Origin of the sequence: Amycolatopsis sp. MEPSY49, assembly GCF_051337345.1 — a bacterium.
Lineage (GTDB): Bacteria > Actinomycetota > Actinomycetes > Mycobacteriales > Pseudonocardiaceae > Amycolatopsis.
This window is the reverse complement of the sequence record NZ_JBDLYJ010000009.1, coordinates 309,809-328,333: the sequence shown is the minus strand read 5'-3', so window position 1 is coordinate 328,333 and position 18,525 is coordinate 309,809. Positions and strand designations below refer to the sequence as shown.

At 71.3% G+C, this 18,525-nt stretch carries 19 protein-coding genes; 12 read left to right on the top strand and 7 right to left on the bottom strand.

The genetic code is table 11. The annotated features are described in order from the left end of the window. Window positions 1-29 precede the first annotated feature (29 nt). Window positions 30-647: a TetR/AcrR family transcriptional regulator gene (locus ABFJ78_RS34670; protein WP_436391275.1), complete on the bottom strand. Its 618-nt coding sequence runs from the start codon at window positions 645-647 to the stop codon at window positions 30-32. Window positions 648-752: 105 nt separating this feature from the next. On the opposite strand from ABFJ78_RS34670, the gene ABFJ78_RS34665 reads away from it, so the two are divergent. Further along, window positions 753-1,262 carry a DUF4863 family protein gene (locus ABFJ78_RS34665; RefSeq protein WP_436391273.1) on the top strand — a complete coding sequence of 170 codons (510 nt, stop codon included), beginning with the start codon at window positions 753-755 and terminating at the stop codon, window positions 1,260-1,262. Then, window positions 1,259-1,951 carry a nitroreductase gene (locus ABFJ78_RS34660; protein WP_436391271.1) on the top strand — a complete coding sequence of 231 codons (693 nt, stop codon included), beginning with the start codon at window positions 1,259-1,261 and terminating at the stop codon, window positions 1,949-1,951. Before ABFJ78_RS34665 ends, ABFJ78_RS34660 begins: the two co-directional genes overlap by 4 nt. On the opposite strand, the gene ABFJ78_RS34655 is transcribed toward ABFJ78_RS34660, so the two are convergent. Continuing rightward, on the bottom strand, window positions 1,948-2,826 hold the full coding sequence (locus ABFJ78_RS34655) for a CU044_5270 family protein (RefSeq protein WP_436391269.1): 879 nt from the start codon (window positions 2,824-2,826) through the stop codon (window positions 1,948-1,950). The two genes, ABFJ78_RS34660 and ABFJ78_RS34655, sit on opposite strands and share 4 nt — an antisense overlap. Beyond that, on the bottom strand, window positions 2,819-3,409 hold the full coding sequence (locus tag ABFJ78_RS34650) for an RNA polymerase sigma factor (RefSeq protein WP_436391267.1): 591 nt from the start codon (window positions 3,407-3,409) through the stop codon (window positions 2,819-2,821). Before ABFJ78_RS34650 ends, ABFJ78_RS34655 begins: the two co-directional genes overlap by 8 nt. Window positions 3,410-3,527: 118 nt before the next feature. Here ABFJ78_RS34650 and ABFJ78_RS34645 point away from each other — a divergent pair, with 118 nt between their 5' ends. The 4 genes from ABFJ78_RS34645 (at window position 3,528) to ABFJ78_RS34630 (ending at window position 7,916) form a co-directional block, all read left to right on the top strand. Then, a complete protein-coding gene (locus tag ABFJ78_RS34645) occupies window positions 3,528-4,352 on the top strand; it encodes an ABC transporter ATP-binding protein (protein WP_436391265.1) in 825 nt (274 codons plus the stop codon). Between the two features lie 149 nt (window positions 4,353-4,501). After that, the gene (locus ABFJ78_RS34640) at window positions 4,502-5,638 is read left to right on the top strand and encodes an LLM class flavin-dependent oxidoreductase (protein ID WP_436391263.1); all 1,137 of its coding nucleotides are present in this window, start codon (window positions 4,502-4,504) and stop codon (window positions 5,636-5,638) included. Beyond that, the gene (locus ABFJ78_RS34635) at window positions 5,635-6,924 is read left to right on the top strand and encodes an LLM class flavin-dependent oxidoreductase (protein ID WP_436391261.1); all 1,290 of its coding nucleotides are present in this window, start codon (window positions 5,635-5,637) and stop codon (window positions 6,922-6,924) included. Before ABFJ78_RS34640 ends, ABFJ78_RS34635 begins: the two co-directional genes overlap by 4 nt. A 74-nt stretch (window positions 6,925-6,998) precedes the next feature. Further along, the gene (locus ABFJ78_RS34630) at window positions 6,999-7,916 is read left to right on the top strand and encodes an ABC transporter substrate-binding protein (RefSeq protein ID WP_436391260.1); all 918 of its coding nucleotides are present in this window, start codon (window positions 6,999-7,001) and stop codon (window positions 7,914-7,916) included. Window positions 7,917-7,929: 13 nt separating this feature from the next. On the opposite strand, the gene ABFJ78_RS34625 is transcribed toward ABFJ78_RS34630, so the two are convergent. Then, complete coding sequence (locus ABFJ78_RS34625; protein WP_436391258.1) at window positions 7,930-8,742, bottom strand: SDR family NAD(P)-dependent oxidoreductase; 813 nt, start codon at window positions 8,740-8,742, stop codon at window positions 7,930-7,932. Between the two features lie 122 nt (window positions 8,743-8,864). On the opposite strand from ABFJ78_RS34625, the gene ABFJ78_RS34620 reads away from it, so the two are divergent. Beyond that, complete coding sequence (locus tag ABFJ78_RS34620; RefSeq protein WP_436391256.1) at window positions 8,865-9,461, top strand: TetR/AcrR family transcriptional regulator; 597 nt, start codon at window positions 8,865-8,867, stop codon at window positions 9,459-9,461. Here the strand turns inward: ABFJ78_RS34620 and ABFJ78_RS34615 are convergent. Then, complete coding sequence (locus ABFJ78_RS34615) at window positions 9,458-10,039, bottom strand: TetR/AcrR family transcriptional regulator (RefSeq protein WP_436391254.1); 582 nt, start codon at window positions 10,037-10,039, stop codon at window positions 9,458-9,460. The genes ABFJ78_RS34620 and ABFJ78_RS34615 overlap by 4 nt on opposite strands. Before the next feature lie 87 nt (window positions 10,040-10,126). Here ABFJ78_RS34615 and ABFJ78_RS34610 point away from each other — a divergent pair, with 87 nt between their 5' ends. The 3 genes from ABFJ78_RS34610 to ABFJ78_RS34600 are packed head-to-tail and all read left to right on the top strand — an operon-like array spanning window position 10,127 to window position 12,643. Next, window positions 10,127-11,695, top strand: a complete 1,569-nt coding sequence (locus ABFJ78_RS34610; protein WP_436391252.1) for an MDR family MFS transporter — start codon at window positions 10,127-10,129, stop codon at window positions 11,693-11,695. An 11-nt stretch (window positions 11,696-11,706) separates the two neighbouring features. Further along, window positions 11,707-12,186 (top strand): universal stress protein, encoded by a 480-nt coding sequence (locus ABFJ78_RS34605; protein ID WP_436391250.1) that lies wholly within the window; start codon window positions 11,707-11,709, stop codon window positions 12,184-12,186. Between the two features lie 58 nt (window positions 12,187-12,244). Further along, on the top strand, window positions 12,245-12,643 hold the full coding sequence (locus tag ABFJ78_RS34600) for a hypothetical protein (RefSeq protein ID WP_436391248.1): 399 nt from the start codon (window positions 12,245-12,247) through the stop codon (window positions 12,641-12,643). Here ABFJ78_RS34600 and ABFJ78_RS34595 read toward each other — a convergent pair. Together ABFJ78_RS34595 and ABFJ78_RS34590 are read right to left on the bottom strand one after the other, a co-directional pair. Further along, the gene (locus tag ABFJ78_RS34595) at window positions 12,631-13,419 is read right to left on the bottom strand and encodes an SDR family NAD(P)-dependent oxidoreductase (RefSeq protein WP_436391246.1); all 789 of its coding nucleotides are present in this window, start codon (window positions 13,417-13,419) and stop codon (window positions 12,631-12,633) included. The two genes, ABFJ78_RS34600 and ABFJ78_RS34595, sit on opposite strands and share 13 nt — an antisense overlap. Next, window positions 13,416-14,273 (bottom strand): helix-turn-helix domain-containing protein, encoded by an 858-nt coding sequence (locus ABFJ78_RS34590; RefSeq protein WP_436391245.1) that lies wholly within the window; start codon window positions 14,271-14,273, stop codon window positions 13,416-13,418. Before ABFJ78_RS34590 ends, ABFJ78_RS34595 begins: the two co-directional genes overlap by 4 nt. Before the next feature lie 982 nt (window positions 14,274-15,255). Between ABFJ78_RS34590 and ABFJ78_RS34585 the strand changes: the two genes are divergently transcribed. Both ABFJ78_RS34585 and ABFJ78_RS34580 read left to right on the top strand, forming a co-directional pair. Then, window positions 15,256-16,482, top strand: a complete 1,227-nt coding sequence (locus ABFJ78_RS34585) for a DUF222 domain-containing protein (RefSeq protein WP_436391244.1) — start codon at window positions 15,256-15,258, stop codon at window positions 16,480-16,482. Between the two features lie 1,116 nt (window positions 16,483-17,598). After that, window positions 17,599-18,480, top strand: a complete 882-nt coding sequence (locus ABFJ78_RS34580; protein WP_436391243.1) for a helix-turn-helix domain-containing protein — start codon at window positions 17,599-17,601, stop codon at window positions 18,478-18,480. The last annotated feature ends 45 nt before the right edge of the window (window positions 18,481-18,525 follow it).

Sequence of the window (18,525 nt, the reverse complement as noted above, 5' to 3'; positions counted from 1 at the left end):
TGGGAGCCCGGAATGGTTGCGCGCGGAGCTCACTTGCGTTTGCGAGGTGCCTTCGCGATGGCGGGCCACAGCACCGAAACGACCGCTTCGGGAATCTCGTCCCGGCCGTCGCCCCGGTAAAAGGCGGCGAAGTAGCTGCCGAAGCACAGCGTGGCGATGGTGTGCTTGTCGATGTCGTCCCGTACGGCACCGCTGTCCTGAAGCTGCGTCAGGACGTTCTCGACGAGCGTGACCCGCGGTTCGACGGCGTGCTCGCGGAGGATCCCGAGCAGCTCCGGCGTGCGGATGGCCTCGCCGGCGAAGTTGCCCATGAGGACCATGGCGTCCGGGTTGAAGTACGCGGGGTCCAGCCGCCGGACGGCCTCGGCGAACGCCTCGCGTGGCGCGAGGCCGGCCAGGTCCACGGCGTAGCTGTCCCGCTGCTTGCGGAAGCCGTAGTCGAGGGCGTCGACGACCAGCTCGAACTTCGTGCTCCACCGCCGGTACAGCGTCGGGCGGCTGACCTTGGCGTCCGCGGCGATGTCGCCGATGGTCATGAGCGAGTAGCCGTCCCGGACGAGCCGCTCCCGGGTGGCGAGGATGATCGCCTCGTCGAGCGCGGCGTCGCGGGGCCGGCCCCCGGGTCGCGAGGCATCTGCTGCTGCCATACCGGGAGCGTAGCGGATACGTTACGTCCTCTGGCTGTTAAGTTACGATACTTGACTGTAACGAAACATCGGCCTACCTTCGGGGCACCACGGAAGGAGCCCCCGATGACCACCGCCCAGCAGCTGATCGACCGCAGCATCCCGTTCCTCGACGCCGTCAAGAACCGGACGGCGGGCGGGGAGCTGGAGACCTGGCTCAACACGAACCACGGCCCCGGCAGCCCGCTCTACGACGACCTCGCCCGGATGATCACCGACGGCGTCCGGGACGGCTGGGCGGCGAACATCGAAGTCGACGGCCCGAAGTACCGGCGCAGCCGGATCGCCGACCCCCAGGACGTGCTGAACTACTTCAGCGTCACCGCCGTCTACATGGACAGCGTCGAGCCCTACCGCGGCCAGTACCACCAGCACCCCTACGGCGAGCTCAACCTCGTCGTGCCGCTCGACCCGGGCGCGCGGCTGATGGGCCCGCGCGGCTGGAGCGGCCCGGGCTGGACCGCGCCGGGGCCCGGCAGCCACCACTACCCGGAGGTGAAGGGCGGCGCGCTGATCGCCCTGTTCTACCTGCCCGCGGGCCGCATCTCCTACGACATCACCCCGCCGGCCGAGTGAGCACCACCGTCGAGGACGCGCTGCTGACCCGCCGCAGCTGCCGCGCGTTCCGGCCGGATCCCGTGCCCCGCGCGGAGATCGAGCGGCTGCTGGCGCTGGCGGCCCGCTCGGCCAGCAACTCCAACTGCCAGCCGTGGCGGGTGCACGTCCTGACCGGCGCGGCCAAGCGGGCGTTGAGCGCGGACCTGCTGCGCGCGCACGACGAAGGCCGCCGGGCCGCGAGCGAGTTCGGCTACCAGCCCGCCGCCGACGAGTGGCCCGAGCCGTTCCGCTCCCGCCGTCGCCGCTTCGGCGAAGGGCTCTACCGGGACGCGCTCGGCATCGAGCCCGGCGACACCGCCGGCCGCCTCGCCCACCACCGGCGCAACTACGACTTCTTCGGCGCGCCGGTCGGCATGGTCCTCACCGTCAGCAAGCTGCCCCTGCGCGGCGCGCTGGTCGACGCCGGCCTGTTCCTGCAGGGGCTCATGCTCGCCGCGCGCGGAGCCGGGCTGCACACGTGCGCGCAGGCGTCGCTGATCGACTACCACCCGGTCCTGCGCCGGCACCTGGACGTGCCGGCCGACCACGTGGTCGTCTGCGGGATCGCGCTCGGGTACGCCGACGAGGACCACCGGCTCGGGGCCCACCGCACCACCCGCGAGCCGGTGTCGGCGTTCGCGACCTTCCACGACCGCGTCACCGGTTAGGGCCGCTGTCCCGCCTCGTCGACGAAGGTCTTCACGGTCACGGCGCTGTCCTCGGTGCCCAGGAACTGGTACGTCGTGGCGTCGAAGACCAGCACGATCGGCTGCGCCTCCGGTGAGGAGCCCGGGGGCACCGGAAACGTGATCCCGACGCCCGGCCGGCCGGCGCCGTCGGTGACGTGGTCCAGCGCCTTCAGCCCCGGTGCCTTCGCCGCGGCCTGGTAGACGGCCGCGTAGGAGGCGGGGGTGAGGGCCCGCTCGCCGACGAGGCCCAGCACGTTCTTGCCCATCGTGCTGACGCTGTCCTTGCCGCCGGGGATGGTGCGCAGGTAGGCGAGCATCGCGTCGGCGGTCGTCGGCAGGTCCGCGCGGTAGGCGGGGGTGGGCCGGCAGTCCTCCAGGGTGCCCTTCTTCTTCGGGTCGTACGGGCCGGAGTACGGGGCCTTGCCGTCGTGGCAGCCGGGCAGCGGGGTGTCCTTGGCCAAGAGGCCGTCGCGGGTGCCGTCGACCGACAGCCAGATCTCGCGGACGTGGTGGTCGGGGTACTCCGTCTTCACGTACAGGAACTGGTCCGGCCGCGGTGGCGTGGCCGGTTCCCGCAGCGCCGCGCTCGCCGCCTCGGTCAGCACCTTGACCGGGTCGGCGTGCGCGACGCCGGCGCCGATGCCCACCCGGTCGGCCGGGGCGAGCGCGACGACCGCGGTGATCGCCGCGGCCAGGCCGATCGCGGTGCCGGCGGCCCAGAACCAGCGGCGGGACCGGTGCGGTCGTTCGCCGCGTGCCGCGGCCAGCAGCCGTTCCCGGGCGGGGGCGAGCTGCTCCGCCGGCGCGAAGCCGACAGCCTGCGCGCGCTCGCGGATCAGGTCGAGGTCATCCATGGCTGGCGGTCTCCTTCACGAGGTCGAGGGCGTCGAGCTCGGCGCGGACGCGGCCGCGGGCCCGGTTGAGCCGCGACTTGACGGTGCCGACGGGGATGGCGAGGGCTTCGGCGACCTCCTGGTAGCCCAGCCCCTCCGCGGCGACGAGCAGCAGGACGTCCCGCTCGCGCGGGCGCAGCTTGGCCAGCGCCCGGTCGAGGTCGGCACCGAGGGCCTGGGCGGTGACCTGCTCGGCGACGCGGTCGGCGTGCCCGGCGTCGACGTCGGGCGGCCCGACGGCTTGGCGGAGCTTCAGTTCGCGCACCTCGGACCGCCACTGCCGCGAGACGAGGTTCGTCGCGATGCCGTAGAGCCACGGCCGCGCGTCCGGCCGGGCGAGGTCGAACTTCGCCCGCTTGCTGAAGGCGACGAGGAACGTGTCGGCGAGGACGTCGTCGGCCGCGGTCGGCCCGAGCCGCCGGACGAGGTAGCGGTGGATGTGCCGCGAATGGCGGTCGAAGATGACCGCGAACAGGCTCGGTTCCGTCCGCGACCGCCCGATCACGCTCGCGTCGTCGTCGGCTTCGGTGTCTTCCGGGGTCATCGCCCGCCTTTCGCTGCGCCCAGTGTCATCTGCTGTTCTCACGGGCCGGCGAACGGGTTCCGGCGGCGGCGACCGAGGTGACGCAGGTCACGGGCGGGGGGCCGGTACGGTCGATCTTGTGAAACCCGTCTTCGTCCAGCCCAACCTCGACGGCCCCGCGATCGCGCTCGCCGACGTCGAGGTCCGCGTCGGCCGGACGCCCCTGGTCTCGGGGGTGAACTGGCACGTCGGCTACGGCGAGCGCTGGGTCGTGCTGGGCCGCAACGGCGCGGGCAAGTCGACGATCCTGTCCGTGGCCTCGACGCAGCGGTTCCCCAGCGCCGGGCGGGCGGTCGTGCTCGGCCACCGGATGGGCACGGTCGACCTGCGCGACGTCCGGACGCACATCGGGTTCGTCGGCGCGAACCAGCGGCTGCCCGACGCGGAGAACCACACCGCGCACACCGTGGTGCTGACCGGGCACAGCGGCAGCGTGCTGCCGTTGTGGGAGCGCTACGACGACGCGTTGCGCGACCGGGCGGCGAAGCTGCTGGACCTGGTCGGGTGCGCCGAGCTGGCCGACCGTCCGGTGCGGGTGTGCTCCCAGGGCGAGCGCGCCCGCGTCCGGCTGGCCAGGGCGCTCATGGCCGACCCGCTGCTGCTCCTGCTGGACGAGCCGTTCGCCGGCCTCGACCTGCCCGGCCGCGAGGACCTCCTGCTGGCGCTGGAGAACCTGACGCGCGCCCAGCCCGAGCTGGCGACGGTCACCGTGACCCACCACCTCGAGGAGGTGCCGGCCACGGCGACCCACGCGCTCCTGGTGCGCCGCGGCCGGGTCACGGCCGCGGGCCCGATCGAAGAAGTGCTGACCGGGCCGGGGCTGTCGGACTGCTACGAGCGGGACGTCGAGGTGCACCGCGTGGCCGGACGCTGGGTGGCGCACGCCCGCCGCCGGTCCTTCTGACGGCACCAGGTCCCGGTGCACTGACCACTTTGGACACTTCGGCCGGCCACCGCTCACCATGTGGAACGCGGCCCCGTCCGGGAATAGCCTCGCGATGATCCGGTTTGACCGGGGACGACGCGAGCCCGGAGAGCACGGAGAGCCACGCCATGAGATTCCAGGTCCTGGACATCCTGCCCCACCTGACCAACCCGGTGACGGGCCGCCGGGTCCGCACCGACGAGCGCTTCGCCCAGGCCCTGACGTCCGCGCGGTACGCGGAGGAGTTCGGCTTCGACGCCGTCGCGCTCGGGGAACGCCACGCCGGGCACTTCCTGAGCAGCGGCGTCACCGTCCTGCTGGGCGCGATCGCCGCGACGACGAGCCGGGTCCGGATCCAGACCGGCGTCTCGGTCCTGTCGGTGCACGACCCGCTGCGGGTCGCCGAGGACTACGCCACCGTCGACCAGCTCTCCCGCGGCCGGCTCGAGCTGGTCATCGGCAAGGGCAACGAGCTGCGCCAGCTGCCCATGTTCGGGATCGAGAACGGCGACCAGTGGGCCGCGCTCGCCGAGAAGTACGAGCTGCTGCGCCGGCTCTGGCGCGAAGAGGACGTCACCTGGGAAGGACGTTTTCGCGGCCCCCTGACCGAAGTGACCAGCCTGCCGCGCCCGTTCGCCGGCGCGCCCCGCGTCTGGCACGGCTCGGCGACCACGCTGACCTCGGCCGAGCTGGCGGCGAAGTGGGGTGATCCGCTCTTTTCGGCCAACGCGATCCAGCCGCGTGACAACTACACCGTGCTGATCGAGCACTACCGCAAGCTGTATGCCGAGCACGGCCACGACCCGCGGTTCGCCTTCGTCGGCGCCGGAGCGGGCTTCCTCTACCTCGCCGACACCACCCAGGAGGCGCGGGAGGCGTTCGGTCCGACCTACGAAAAGATCGTCGAGTTCTTCAACCAGCCGGGCAACCACACGCCGGGCAACGCGATGGAGTTCCCGACCATCGACGACGCGATCGCGCGCGGGCCCGTGCTGGTCGGCAGCCCGCGGCAGATCGCCGAGAAGATCCTCTGGTGGCACGAGGCGTTCGGGCACGACTTGCAGTCCTTCAGCCTGCCGACCATGATCCCGCACGAGCAGCAGCTGGCCATGCTCGAGCGCTTCGCCGCCGAAGTCGTGCCGGTGGTCCGCGCGGCCGCGCCGACGGCACTGTGGACCGACCAGGACCCGTACGGCGGCCGCCCCGCCGTCCACGGCCGCACCACCGCCGACGCGGCGGGCCGCATCGAAGGAGCCTCACTGTGACCGGGAAGTCCCTGCACTTCAACGCCTTCATCTGGCCGAACGGCTACCACGAGTCCGCGTGGCGGGTCGTCGAGGACGACGTCCGCGGCGTGCTCGGGCTGCCGTACTACGCGGACATCGCGCGGACCGCCGAGCGCGGCCTGATGGACTCGATCTTCCTCGCCGACAACATCGCCATCGCCGAGTACCGCGTCACGCACCTGCCGCAGACGCAGTTCGACCCGATCTCGGTGCTGTCCGCGCTGGCCGCGGTCACCGAGAAGATCGGCCTGATCGGGACGGGCTCGACGACCTACAACAAGCCCTGGGAGCTGGCCCGCCGGTTCGCCACGCTGGACCACCTCAGCGGCGGCCGCGCCGGCTGGAACATCGTCACCACCATCACCTCGCTGGCCGCGGCGAACTTCGGCGAGAAGGCCCACCCCGACCACGCCGACCGGTACGAGCGCGCCCACGAGTTCGTCGACGTCGTCACCCGGGCCTGGGACAGCTGGGACGACGACGCGATCGTCGGCGACCGCGAAAACGGCGTGTGGGCCGACCGCTCGAAGCTGCACGCGCCGCGGTTCCACGGCAGGTTCTACGACGTCGAAGGTGTGCTGCCGTTCCCGCGGTCGCCGCAGGGGCGCCCGGTGCTCGTCCAGGCGGGGCAGTCGGCCGCCGGGATCGGGCTCGCCGCCCGGTACGCCGAGCTGGTGTTCTCCGGGCCGCCGTCGCTGGAGGCGGCGGTGAAGTTCCGCGCCGAGCTGGACGCCCAGGTCGGCGCGGCCGGCCGTGACCCCGCACAGGTGCGAGTCCTGCCCGCGCTGATGGTGACGCTGGGCGGCACCGAAGCCGAGGCGAAGGCCCGGGCCGAGCGGCTCGAAGAGCTGGCCAGCCCGGAGTTCCGCTGGCAGAACGCGCTCTACACCGCGGGCCTCGACCCGGACGCGTTCGACCCGGACGCGCCGCTGCCCGCCGAGCTGCGGGCCGAGGGCGGCTCTTCGCGGCTGCAGCAACTCGCCGCGGCGGCCCGGGAGCGTCCCGAGGCGTCGCTGCGCGAGATCGCGCAGAAGGTGACCGGGGGAGCGGGGCAGGTCCACTTCGTGGGCACACCCGAGCAGCTGGCCGACCACGTGCTCACCTGGCAGGACGCCGGCGCCGTCGACGGGTTCACCATCATGGGCTCGACGCTGCCCTACGAGCTGGCCGCGTTCGTCGACCACGTCGTGCCGATCCTGCAGGCCAAGGGCCGGTACCGGACCGAGTACGCCGGCTCGACGCTGCGTGCGCACCTCGCCGGGTGAATCCCAGGATGTGGTTTCTGTCGGTGGGTCTCGTTAGGGTCCTGACCGTCGATCGTGATTGAGGAGTGTGGGACGTGGGCTGGACCCGGAACATCCGAGTGGCCGCGCTGGTGGCGGTGGCCGCTCTGGGCCTGACGGCGTGCGGCGGTGGGGACGACAAGCCCGCCGCGGCGGGCAAGGGCGGGGCGCCGATCGTCGTCGCGTCCTTCAACTTCACCGACAGCCAGATCCTGGCGGAGATCTACGCCCAGGCCCTGGAGGCCAAGGGCTACCCGGTGACGCGGAAGCTGAACCTGGGCTCGCGGGAGCTGATCTACCCGTCGCTGAAGTCCGGTGAGCTGCAGTTCATCCCGGAGTACCAGGGCTCGGCGATCGCCGCCGGGTTCGGCAAGGACCCGGTGAAGGACGCCAAGGGCGAGCACGAGCAGCTGGCGAAGCTCCTGGAGCCCAGCGGTGTCTCGCTGCTGGACTACGCGGCGGCCGAGGACAAGAACACCTACATCGTGAAGGCCGACCTCGCGCAGTCGAAGGGCCTCACGACCATCGGTGACCTGAAGAAGCTCGACAAGGTCGTGCTGGCCGGTGGGCCGGAGTGCGAGAAGCGCCTGACGTGCTTCAAGGGCTTCACCGACGTCTACAAGCTGACGAACGCGACGTTCCAGACCGTCCAGGAGCTCGGGCCGCGCGTGCAGCAGCTCGACTCCGGTGGTGTCACGGTCATCCCGGTCGACTCGGTGAGCCCGCTGGCCGGTGACCCGAAGTACGTCGCGCTGAAAGACGACCTGTCCATGGTGCCGACCGAGAACGTCGTCCCGGCCGTCACCAAGAAGGTCCTCGACGAGCGCGGCGCGGACTTCGCGGCCGCGGTCAACGCGGTGAGCGCGAAGCTCACGACGGAGGGGATGCGCGACCTGAACAAGCGCGTCGACTCCGACGGCGAGAAGGCCGCGGACGTGGCGAAGGACTGGCTCTCGCAGCAGGGCCTGGGCTGAGCCGGGGAGGACCTCAGCCGGGTGCCTGCCGGCTGAGGTCCTCCCACTTCGCGTACTGCTCCGCGCGCAGCCGGGCCAGCTCCCGGACCATGTCGAACGACGCGCCGCCGACGACGAGCCGTCGCGGCGGTTCGTCCATGGTGGCGACCCGCAGCACGACCGGTGCGGCCGTCTCCGGTGCCGGCCCGGCGTCGTCGCCCCACATCTCCGCCAGCTCGTCGCGCAGCTCCTGGTAGGCGGGGTCGGGCGCGGTGGTCGTCGTGCCGCTCGTGAAGAGTTCGGTCGCGTACCCGCCCATCTGCAGGTTCGTCACGCGCACGCCGAAGCGCTCGACTTCCATGGCCAGCGCCTCGGTCAGCGCGTCGAGCGCCGCCTTGCCGGCGCCGTAGAACCCGACCGACGCCATCCCGCCGCCGCTGCCCATCGACGTCACCTGCAGCAGCCGGCCGCCCCCCTTGAGGTGGGGGAGCACGGCCTGGGCGACCCAGAGCGCGCCGAAGAAGTTGACGTCGAAGTGCGCGCGGACCTGCTCTTCGGTGGCCTCCTCGACCATCCCGTAGAGCATCACCCCGGCGTTGTTGACGACGACGTCGAGCCAGCCGAAAACGGTGGCCGCGCGCTGCACCGCGTCGAACACGGCCGCGCGGTCGGTCACGTCCAGCGGGATGTGCACGAGCCGGCCGGAATGACCGTCTCCGAGCGTGCCTTTCGTCCGGGACGCGGCGATCACGCGGTGGCCGGCCTCGAGCGCGGCTTCGGCGATGGCCCTGCCCAGGCCGCGCGAAGCCCCGGTGACGAACCAGACCTGATCCTCGGTAGCCGTCATGGCTGCACCCCCGTCGTGTCGTCACGAGACGATTCGTCTCGTCTTGCGACAGCGAGTCTGCCTGGCTCGCCACAGCGTGTCAAGACGGAACGGTTCGTCTCGTCGTGCGCTAGGCTCCCGCCATGGCCACCAAGAAGCCCGACGCGGCCCGGCGCAGTGAACGGTCCCGGCAGGCGATCCTCGCGGCGACCCGCGAGCTGATCGTCGAGCTCGGCTACGCGAAGGTGTCGATCGACGCCATCGCCGCGCGCGCCGGCGTCGGCAAGCAGACGATCTACCGGTGGTGGCCGAACAAGGGCGCGGTGGTCTTCGACTCGGTCCTGGAACTGAGCGCGGACCCGTCCGGCGCGGTCGCCGCGCTGCCCGACACCGGCGACCTGGAAGCCGACCTGCGCCTGGTCATGCGCGCGACCGTCGCCGAGTTCGCCGACCCGGCGTTCGAGGCGCCGATCCGCGCGCTCACCACGGAAATCGCGAACGACCCGGACCTGGCCGCGCTCTACCACGAGCGGCTCGCCGCCCCCGTCGACGAAGCCAAGAAGGACCGGTTGCGCAGCGCTCAGCAGGCGGGTCAGCTCGCCGCCGACGCCGACCTCGACTTGGTGCTCGAAGTGCTCTACGCGCCGCTGTACCAGCGCTGGCTGCTGCGGACCGGCCCGCTCACCGAAAGCTACGCGGACGCCTTGGTCGCGACGGCGTTGAAGGCGTTCCGCCCCTAGCGGAACTCGACGCGGCCCAGCAGCTCGTCGATCAGCTCGGGCAGCGGCTGGTCCGCCGATCCCTCGAGCCACAGCACGCTCGCGGTCCGCACGGCCGCGAGGAACGTCGCCGTCATCAGGCGCGCCAAGGTTTCGTCGAGGTCGTGGCCGCGCGCGACGAGCACCGCGGCCAAGTCGCGCTCCAGGGCGATCTGGTCGCCGGCCTGCTGCGCGAGCAGGGACGGGTGGCGCCTCAGCAGGCGCAGCTGGGCCACCCATTCGCGGTCGGGGACCGCGCGCCCGTGGTACAGCTCGCGGCTGGCCGTCCGCAGCGCCCGCCATGGCGGCTCTTCGGCCGGCCGGTGCTCGACCAGGGACACGAGCACGCCGGTCCGTTCCCGGTCGGCGTGCAGGATCGCGTCTTCCTTGTTCGTGAAGTAGTTGGAGAACGTCCGGCGCGAGACGCCCACCGCGTCCGCGATGTCCTCGACCGTCACGCCGTCCAGCCCGCGCTCCATCGCCAGACGCAGCGCGGCCTCGTGCAACGACTGCCGCGTCGCCGCCTTCTTGCGGCTGCGGAGCGTGTCGAGGGTGTCCATGCGCACAGAGTAACCCCCGGAATAGTTTGCCCATTGTGCAAGTTTGCCCAATGGGCAATGATGGTCCGGAACGTGCGAAGGGATGCCATGAAGTCCGATAGAACCGACTCGTCCGGGTCGATGCGGCACCGCGAGGTGCTGGAGTCGCTGTCCGGGCTGCTGCTCGCGCTGTTCGTGGCCATGATCAGCTCGACCGTCGTGTCGACGTCGCTGCCGCTGATCATCGGCTCGCTGAACGGCACGCAGACGCAGTACACCTGGGTCGTCACGGCCACGCTGCTGGCCGCCACCGCCACCACCCCGATCTGGGGCAAGCTCGCGGACCTGTTCAACAAGAAGACCCTCGTGCAGGTCGCGATCGTGATCTTCGTGGCCGGCTCGATGATCAGCGGGTTCAGCCAGGACACCGGGCAGCTGATCGCCGCGCGGGCGTTCCAGGGCATCGGCGTCGGCGGGCTGCAGGCGCTGGTCCAGGTCGTGATCGCGGCGATCATCCCGCCGCGGGAGCGCGGCCGGTACAACGGCTACCTCGGCGCCGTGATGGCCGTCGCGACCGTCGGCGGCCCCCTGCTCGGCGGCCTGATCGTGGACGTGCCGTGGCTGGGCTGGCGCTGGTGCTTCTTCGTCGGCGTGCCGATCGCGGTGCTCGCGTTCGTCGTGCTGCAGCGCACCCTCAAGCTGGAGACCGTGCGCCGCGAGAACGTCCAGGTCGACTACTTCGGCGCCGGCTTCATCGCCGCCGGCGTGAGCGTCCTGCTGATCTGGGTGTCGTTCGTCGGCAACTCGTTCGACTGGATCTCCTGGCAGACCGGTGTCATGGTCGCGGCCGGGCTCGTGCTGCTCGCGGTCGCCGTGGTGGTCGAGAAGAAGGTCCGCGAACCGGTCGTGCCGCTGCACATCGTCGTCCAGCGGACGCCCGCGCTCGCGATCATCGCGAGCCTCGCGGTCGGCATGGCGATGTTCGGCGGCGCGGTGTTCCTCGGCCAGTACTTCCAGATCGGCCGTGGGTACACCCCGACCGAGGCCGGGCTGCTGACCATGCCGCTGATGGCCGGCGTCCTCGTGTCCTCGACGGTGTCCGGGCGGCTGATCAGCCGCACCGGCAGGATCAAGCCGTACATCGTGTCCGGCGCGATCGTCCTGGTGCTCGGCTTCCTCGGGCTCGGCATGGTCGACCACGCCACGCCGCTGTGGATCGTCGGGATCGCGATGGCCGTCGTGGGCATCGGCGTCGGCATGACGATGCAGAACCTCGTGCTGGCCGTGCAGAACGACGTCCCGCTGCGCGACCTCGGCTCGGCGAGCGCGTCGGTGACGTTCTTCCGCTCGCTCGGCGGCACCATCGGCGTCTCGGTGCTCGGCGCCGTGCTGGCGAACCGCGTCTCCGCCGACCTCGCCACGGCGCTGCACGTGCCCGAAGGGCAGGCGTCGACCGGCGGGGTCAGCGCGCTGAACCTCAAGGCGCTGCCGCCGCAGGTGCAGGCGGTGGTGCACACCGTGTACGGCGACGCGACCGCGCACATCTTCCTGATCTCCGCGGCGGTGGCCGTCGTCGGGGTGATCGCGGCGCTGCTGCTGAAGCCGATCACGCTGCGCACGACCATCGACGTTTCGGAACAGGCCGGCGAACCGGCGTCCGACGCAGTGGTGGGCTAGGGGAGCCGGCGATGGGCGGCCCCGGTGCGTTCGAGTCCACTGTGGAGCGCTTCGGCCCGCGCCGGGACACCCCGGCGCGGGCCATCCTGGCCGGCGTCGACGGCACGGACACGGCCATGCGGGCGGCGGCCTTCGCGTTCGGCATGGCCCGCCGCCAGGGGAGCAGGCTCATCGTCGTGTTCGTGGCGTGCCCCGCGCCGCTGGCCCCGCTGCGGCCGGCGGTCGCAGCGGTCCTGGAGCACGACACGGCGACGCACCTGTATGCCGAGTTGCGCGACCAGATGCGTTCGGCGGCCGAGGAGCTGCGGATCGCGGTGACGCTGGTGAAGACATACGGCGACCCGTACACGGCGTTGCGCGACACGGCCGATCGCTGCCAGGCCGACACGGTCGTGGTCGGCGCGTCCCAGAAGGCCGGCCACCGCTTCGCGGGTTCGGTCGCGACGAAGCTCATCCGGGCGGGCCACTGGCCGGTTCTGGTCGTCCCTTGAGGGAGAAAGAACCGTTCGAGTGACGGGGAAACGCGTGCCGCGGCGTTAGCCTCGAACGATGAAACGATCTTGGGGAGTACTGGTCGTCATCCTGCTGGCGCTGGCTTCGCCGGCGGCCCCGGCCGCCGCGGCGAGCCGTTCGGACGTCTTCTGCCGCGGTGCCGCGGTCGGGTTCCCCGTGAAGTGGGGGGCCGTGTCGAAGTCGTGCAGCTTCACCAGCCCGCCGCAGTGGCGCGGCTACCTCGAAGTCACCTGGTTCGTGGAGGCCGGCACGCAGCAGCGGGCCTGCGTGGACGGCCGGATGGCCAGCGTGCGCTCGCCGCGGCCGTGGGAGTCACTCGGCTGCGGCAAGGGCGCCACCGCGCGGGTGAGCTGGCCCGCGAACACGTTGTCGCTCCTGGAGATCCGGGTCAAGAGCGTCAACGTCGGGCTCGCCGAGGTCACCTACGAGATCTGACCGTCCCGGTAGCGGGTGGCGAGTTCCGTGCTCTGGCCGCCGAAAGCGGCCAGCTCGGCGCGGAAAACCGTCTCCAGCAGGCTCGTGTCCTCGACGCCCGGTGCGCACACGACCTCACCCAGCTCCAGGCCGCGCAGTGACGCCGTGACGACGTCGGCCGCGCTCATCCGGGGGACCGCGCTGAGGTCCATGCCCTGGCGCTCGTGGAACTCCGTCGCGACCACCCCCGGGCACACCACCTGCACCCGGACGCCGGTGCCTTCGAGTTCGGCGCTGAGGGTCTGCGACAGCGTGACCAAGTGGGCGAGCGAACCCGCGTAGACCGCGCGGCGGGGCATCTGCGAGTGCGGCGCCGGGCCGCTGAAAGCGATCATGCCCGCCACGTTGACGATCGCGCCCCGGCCGCGTTCCCGCATGCCCGCGACGGCCGCGCGGGCCAGCAGGGTCGGCGCGAGGACCTTGACCTTGACCAGCTCACGGGCTTTGGCGGCGGGCAGGTCGGCCAGCGGCATGTAGTGCGCGACGCCGGCGTTGTTCACCAGCAGGTCGAGCGGTTCGGCGGCGGCGATCTCCGCGACGGCGTCGATGCCGTCGTCGGTGGACAGGTCGGCGGCCACCGTGCGGACCTTGACGCCGGTGTGGGCGGCGGCGAACGCGTCCAGCCGGTCCTGCCGCCGCCCGACGACGACCAGGTCGTGGCCGTCGGCGGCGAGGCGTGCGGCGTACGCCTGCCCGATCCCGGAGGTGGCGCCGGTGACGAGGGCGAGCTTGCTCATGCGTGGTTTTCCTGTTCGGTCGTGGTGCGGGTGGTGGCCGGAAGGGCCGCGGAGGCCAGCAGGGCGAGCTTGTCCGCGGCGTCCGTGCCGGGGTCGGGGTGGTAGACGGCGAGCACGAGCCCCGGGGCTTCGCTGACCAGCAGCTTTTCCCGGTTCAGCACGAGCTCGCCGACCTGCGGGTGGTCGAACCGCACGGTCGCGCCCCGCCGGTTCGCGACGTCGTGGCGGGCCCACAGCTCCCGGAACCGGGGGCTGGCCAGCGAAAGCTCGCCGACGAGCTCGATGAACCGCGGGTCCTGCGTCTCGGTCCCGACCGACTGGCGGAAGCCGGCGACCAGGTCCCGCGTGGCGAGCTCCCAGTCGGGGAAGAGCGCCTGCTCGGCCGGGTCGAGGAAGACGTCCCGCAGCCGGTTGGCGCCCGCGACGAGGCGGGGCGAGATCGCCGCGGCGAGCGGGTTCGCCGCCAGCACGTCGAGGTAGCGGCCTTCGACGAACGCCGGCAGCGACAGGGCGGCCAGGAACTTGACGGTGCTCGGCGGGACGCGTTCCTTGCGGCGCCGGCGCGGCCGGCGGGGTTTCGCTTCGGTGAGGCTGACGAGGTACGCGGTGGTGTCGTCGTCGAGCTGCAGCACGCGGGCCAGCGACTCCAGCACCGCGCGGGACGGGTTGCGGTCGCGGCCCTGTTCCAGGCGCAGGTAGTAGTCGGCGCTGATGCCGGCCAGCATCGCGACCTCTTCCCGGCGCAGGCCGGGCACCCGCCGCACGCCGCCGACCGGGATGCCCGCCTGCGCGGGGGTGAGCAGCTCGCGGCGGGCGCGGAGGTGGTCGCCCAGCAGGTTCGGCTCGTCGGTCATGCCTCGACTGTAGGTCGCGCCGCGGGCCCGCGCCTGGTCCTGTCACTCCCAGGACCGCGAGGGCCGCCGGATTCTCGCGGGCCGCACGGAAATCGCCGTGATCGGCGGTCTCGCCACCGCCGCCTTCCTGAGCCGGGCCGGGCTGTGGTCCACTGTGTACGAAGGGGGTCGGCCGGCTTGGTCGTCGCGCCGAACCTGGCGCGTCTCCTGCGTGAGCTGGACGCGTTGCCCGCCGACGCGGTGTGCCGTGCGAAGCGTGGTACGGCGAGCGTACGTACACGGTCCATCGGGCGGCGCTGCGTGTCGGTCGAAGGCGCCGCCTCTGGCCCGCCGTCCCGCGCAGACGTTGTGGATCGGGCCGGGGCACCATTTGGTGCACTACCCGGTGTCGGGTGGCAGGCCGGTCAACTTGGTGGCGTTCGCCCCGGCGGGAGGCTATTCGGTGGAGTCCTGGACGGCGACGGCCACGGTCGAGGAGTTCCTGGCCGAGTTTTCGGGCTGGGACCCGCGGTTGGCCGAGTTGATCCGCGCGGGTGGGACGCCGGGTCGTGGGGCGTTGTCGGATCGTCCACCGCCAGGGAGCCGCTCAGTCGGTCGAGGACGCGGCGGTGCTGGCTCAGTGCTTGGCATCGGCTTCTTCAGAGGAGGCTTTGCGGCGGTACGAGGCTTTGCGGATGCCACGGACCACGCGGTTGCAGGAGGTCAGCCATGGGCGTGCGGAGGTGAACCATCTCCCAGACGGTGGCGTTCGCGGTGGGGGATCCGTTGCGGGACAACGGGTGGATCTACGGTTACGATGCTTTGCGGGCTTGCTTTCTAAAGACGACGGCTTCGCCGGGGCGCGGGAAATCGGCGCTTCTCATGGTCTTTCGCCGCTGGGTGCGAGAGCGCCGATTCCCCACGCAGTGGTGCCTCTGCTGGAGTCGTGTTCGGCACCTGATCGTGTGATGATCATGCGTTCGGGTTCGGCTAACCTTGTTGTATGGCAACGGAAGCGGTGTGGCAGACGGATGCGACGGTGCTGGCCGATCGCATCTCCGCGCTGCTCACCGTGGTGCGTTCAGCCGAGGCTTCGATCGGTGCGTTGCTGGTGGAGATCGAGTCCCGCGGGGTGATGGAGCTGTTCGGCTACCGCTCGGTGGCGCGCTTGCTCGAGCACCTGGCCGACATCCCCAAGTCCGCCGCGGAGACGATGGTCAAACGCGCCCGCTCCCTCCACCCCGGCCATCACCTCGACAGCACCCCTACCGTCGCCCCCGCGACCGCTGCTGCCGCCGCGGAAGGCCGCCTGAGCAACCCGATGATCGACACCATCGTCGGTGCCCTGACTCAGATCCCGCCCGAGCATCGCGAGGACGCCGAACACCACCTCCTGGGGTTGGCCGCCGACGCGGGCCACAAACAGGTCGCCGCCCTGGGCGCCCGCATCATCGCCCACCTCGACCCCGACGGCCCCGAACCCGACACCACCGAACCCACGATCCCCGACCGCGAACTGTCCCTCCGCCGCAAAAGAACCGGGGTCTGGGAGCTGCACGGCCGCTTCGACGACGAAACGGGAACCCGAGCCAGCGCCCTGCTCGACGCGCTGGCCGAACGCCGCACTACCACCGGCGAAGGCGCCGACCTGCGATCGCCGCAGGAACGCTACGGCGACGCCTTCTCCGACGCGATCGACCTGGCCCTCAACTCCCCGAACCTGCCGATGCAGGCCGGCGAACGAGCCCACGTCATGGTCGCGGTACACCTCAACGACCTCAAGTCCGGTCTCGGGCAGGCCACCCTCGGCGACACCGGCACCATAACCGCGGCCGAGGCCCGGGTCCACGCCTGCGATGCCATGATCATCCCCGCGGTGCTGGGCGAGAAAAGCGAGCCACTGAACCTGGGTCGCCTCCGCCGCCTGATCTCCGCTGGCCTGCGCCGAGCGCTTTACCTGCGTGACCGGGGCTGCGCGTTCCCGGGTTGCCACCGCCCGCCGAGGCATTGCCAGGGGCATCACATCCATCACTGGTCCGAGGGCGGCCGGACAGATTTGAACAACCTGGTGTTGATGTGCGCCCACCACCACCGGCTCCTGCACCGCTCCGGCTGGGAAGTCCGCATCGCCGCCGACGGCCTCCCCGAGTTCCTGCCACCAGCGTTCTTGGACAAGGAACGAAAACCCAGGCGCAACAACTTGCATGACCCGCTGCCCTTCGCAGCATGAGATAACCGAACACGGGAAAGGCCCGCAGCCAGACGGCTACGGGCCTACACCCACGCCCAGATCACAAACCCGCCCAAGCGTCGGCTCACATCACCGCTCATCTCCCAAGGCAAAGTCAACCCGAGCTGCACTTCCCGCCGAACGGGGAAACTCCAACCACTGCACCGGCTAAGGGCACAGCACCTCAGATCGCCGTTCGCGCTGAACGCCCGCCGAGCCCACGAGGCTCCCCGCGCCAGAACCAAATTCGCCGGTCGAGCGACTCTGGCCGCTGCTCCGACTGAACGCCAACAAACCGGCGTAGACCCCGCACGCCAGAGCCAAACACGCCAGCCGGGCAGAGCAGTCAATCCGCTGCTTGCGCTGTACACCGGCCGTGCCCACTAGGTTCCGTGCATCAGGACTAACTGCGCCAGTCTGGCGCAGCAGCTCAGACCGCTGCCCGCGTCAAGCAACAGCCGTGCTCACTGAGGTTCCCTGCATCAGGACCAATTACGCCAGCCCGGCACAGCACCTCAGACCGCCGCTCGCGCCGAGCATCAGCGAAGCCCGCCTGGCTCCGAACGCCAGAACCAACTACGCCGGACCGGCACAGTAGCTAGGCCGCCGCTCGCGCCGAGCATCGGCCGAGCCCGCCAGGCTCCGCGCACCAGGACCAACTACGCCAGCCGGGCGCAGCACCTCGGCCGCCGCTCGCGGTGAACGCCCGCCGCGCCCACAGGGCTCCGCGCGCTGAAGCCCAATTACCGAGCGCAGCGAGTCCGGCCGCGGCTCCGGCTGAACGCCAACAACCCCACTTGGACTCTGCGCACCAGAGCCGACCACGGCAGTCAAGTGCAGCAACTCCGATCGGAGCCGAGGCCATCGGTCAGCCAGGTCGGTCCAGACTTCGCGAACCAGAGCCAACCAGGCCGGCCGAGCATCGCAACTCCAACCACAGCCTCGGGCGTAGGCCGGCCAAGCCGCCGAGACTGCGCACATCAGAGCCGGCCGCAGCCGGTCATACCGCCCGCGAGCAGCCAACCAGGCACCAGCTCCCGTCCCCAGACCGAATCTACCGAAGGGTTCAAATCCGAACCCCCTGTTAGGGTCGGCACGTCGGTCCGAAGGAGTCGCGTGTCCGAAGCCTTGACGTTCGATCCGGGAGCCGCTGCCCGGGTGCGGTTGTGCAGCCGCCGGGACAACGGCTGGTCCGGGGTGCTCGTCCGGCTTCTCGACAACGCCGAAGCCGCCGAACTCGACCTTCCGGCCATCGATGACCAAATCCTCGTGCTCGTCAACCAAGGCTCCAACACCATCGAGTCGCGGCACGGCGCGACCTGGCGGCGGGCGGACTACGGGCCCGGGTCGATCGGGCTCACCGCTCCCGGGCATCCGACGCGGATCCGCTGGCGCGGTGCCGATCGCACGCAAACCACGCATGTGCACCTCCCCGGGGCCCTCGTCGACCGCACCGCCCTCGACCTCTGGGGCCGGGACGCCGGCCGGCTCGGCCGGCCCGATGCCCTCTCCGTCGAGGATCCCGTGCTGGCTTCCGTCATCGGGGCCCTCCGGTCCGCCGCCCTCGCCGGGGCCGATGAGCTGTACGCCGAGTCCGCCGCCACCTTTCTCGCCGTTCACCTGCTCACCCGGCACGCCGCCGCGCCGGCGCCTCGCGAGTTCGGGCGGGACGAGCTGCGGACGCGGCGGGCCGTTCAGTTCATCCGCGACAACCACCACCTGCCGCTGTCGCTGGCGGACATGGCCGCCGCCGCGGAGCTGAGCCCGTTTCACTTCCTGCGCGTCTTCAAGACCGCCACCGGGCAGACCCCCTACCGGTACCTCACCCGCATCCGGGTGGAACGGGCCTGCCGGCACCTCGAACGCGGTGAGCTCTCCGTCACGGAGATCGCACAGGCGTGCGGATTCGCGACCCCCTCCCGGTTCGCTTCGGCCTTCCGGGCCCAAATCGGACAGTCGCCGTCGGCCTACCGGGCCGCCGTGCGGTACCAGCAATAAACGGCCCCTCCCATCGCAATCACGGGAAAGCGCCGGGCCCCGGAC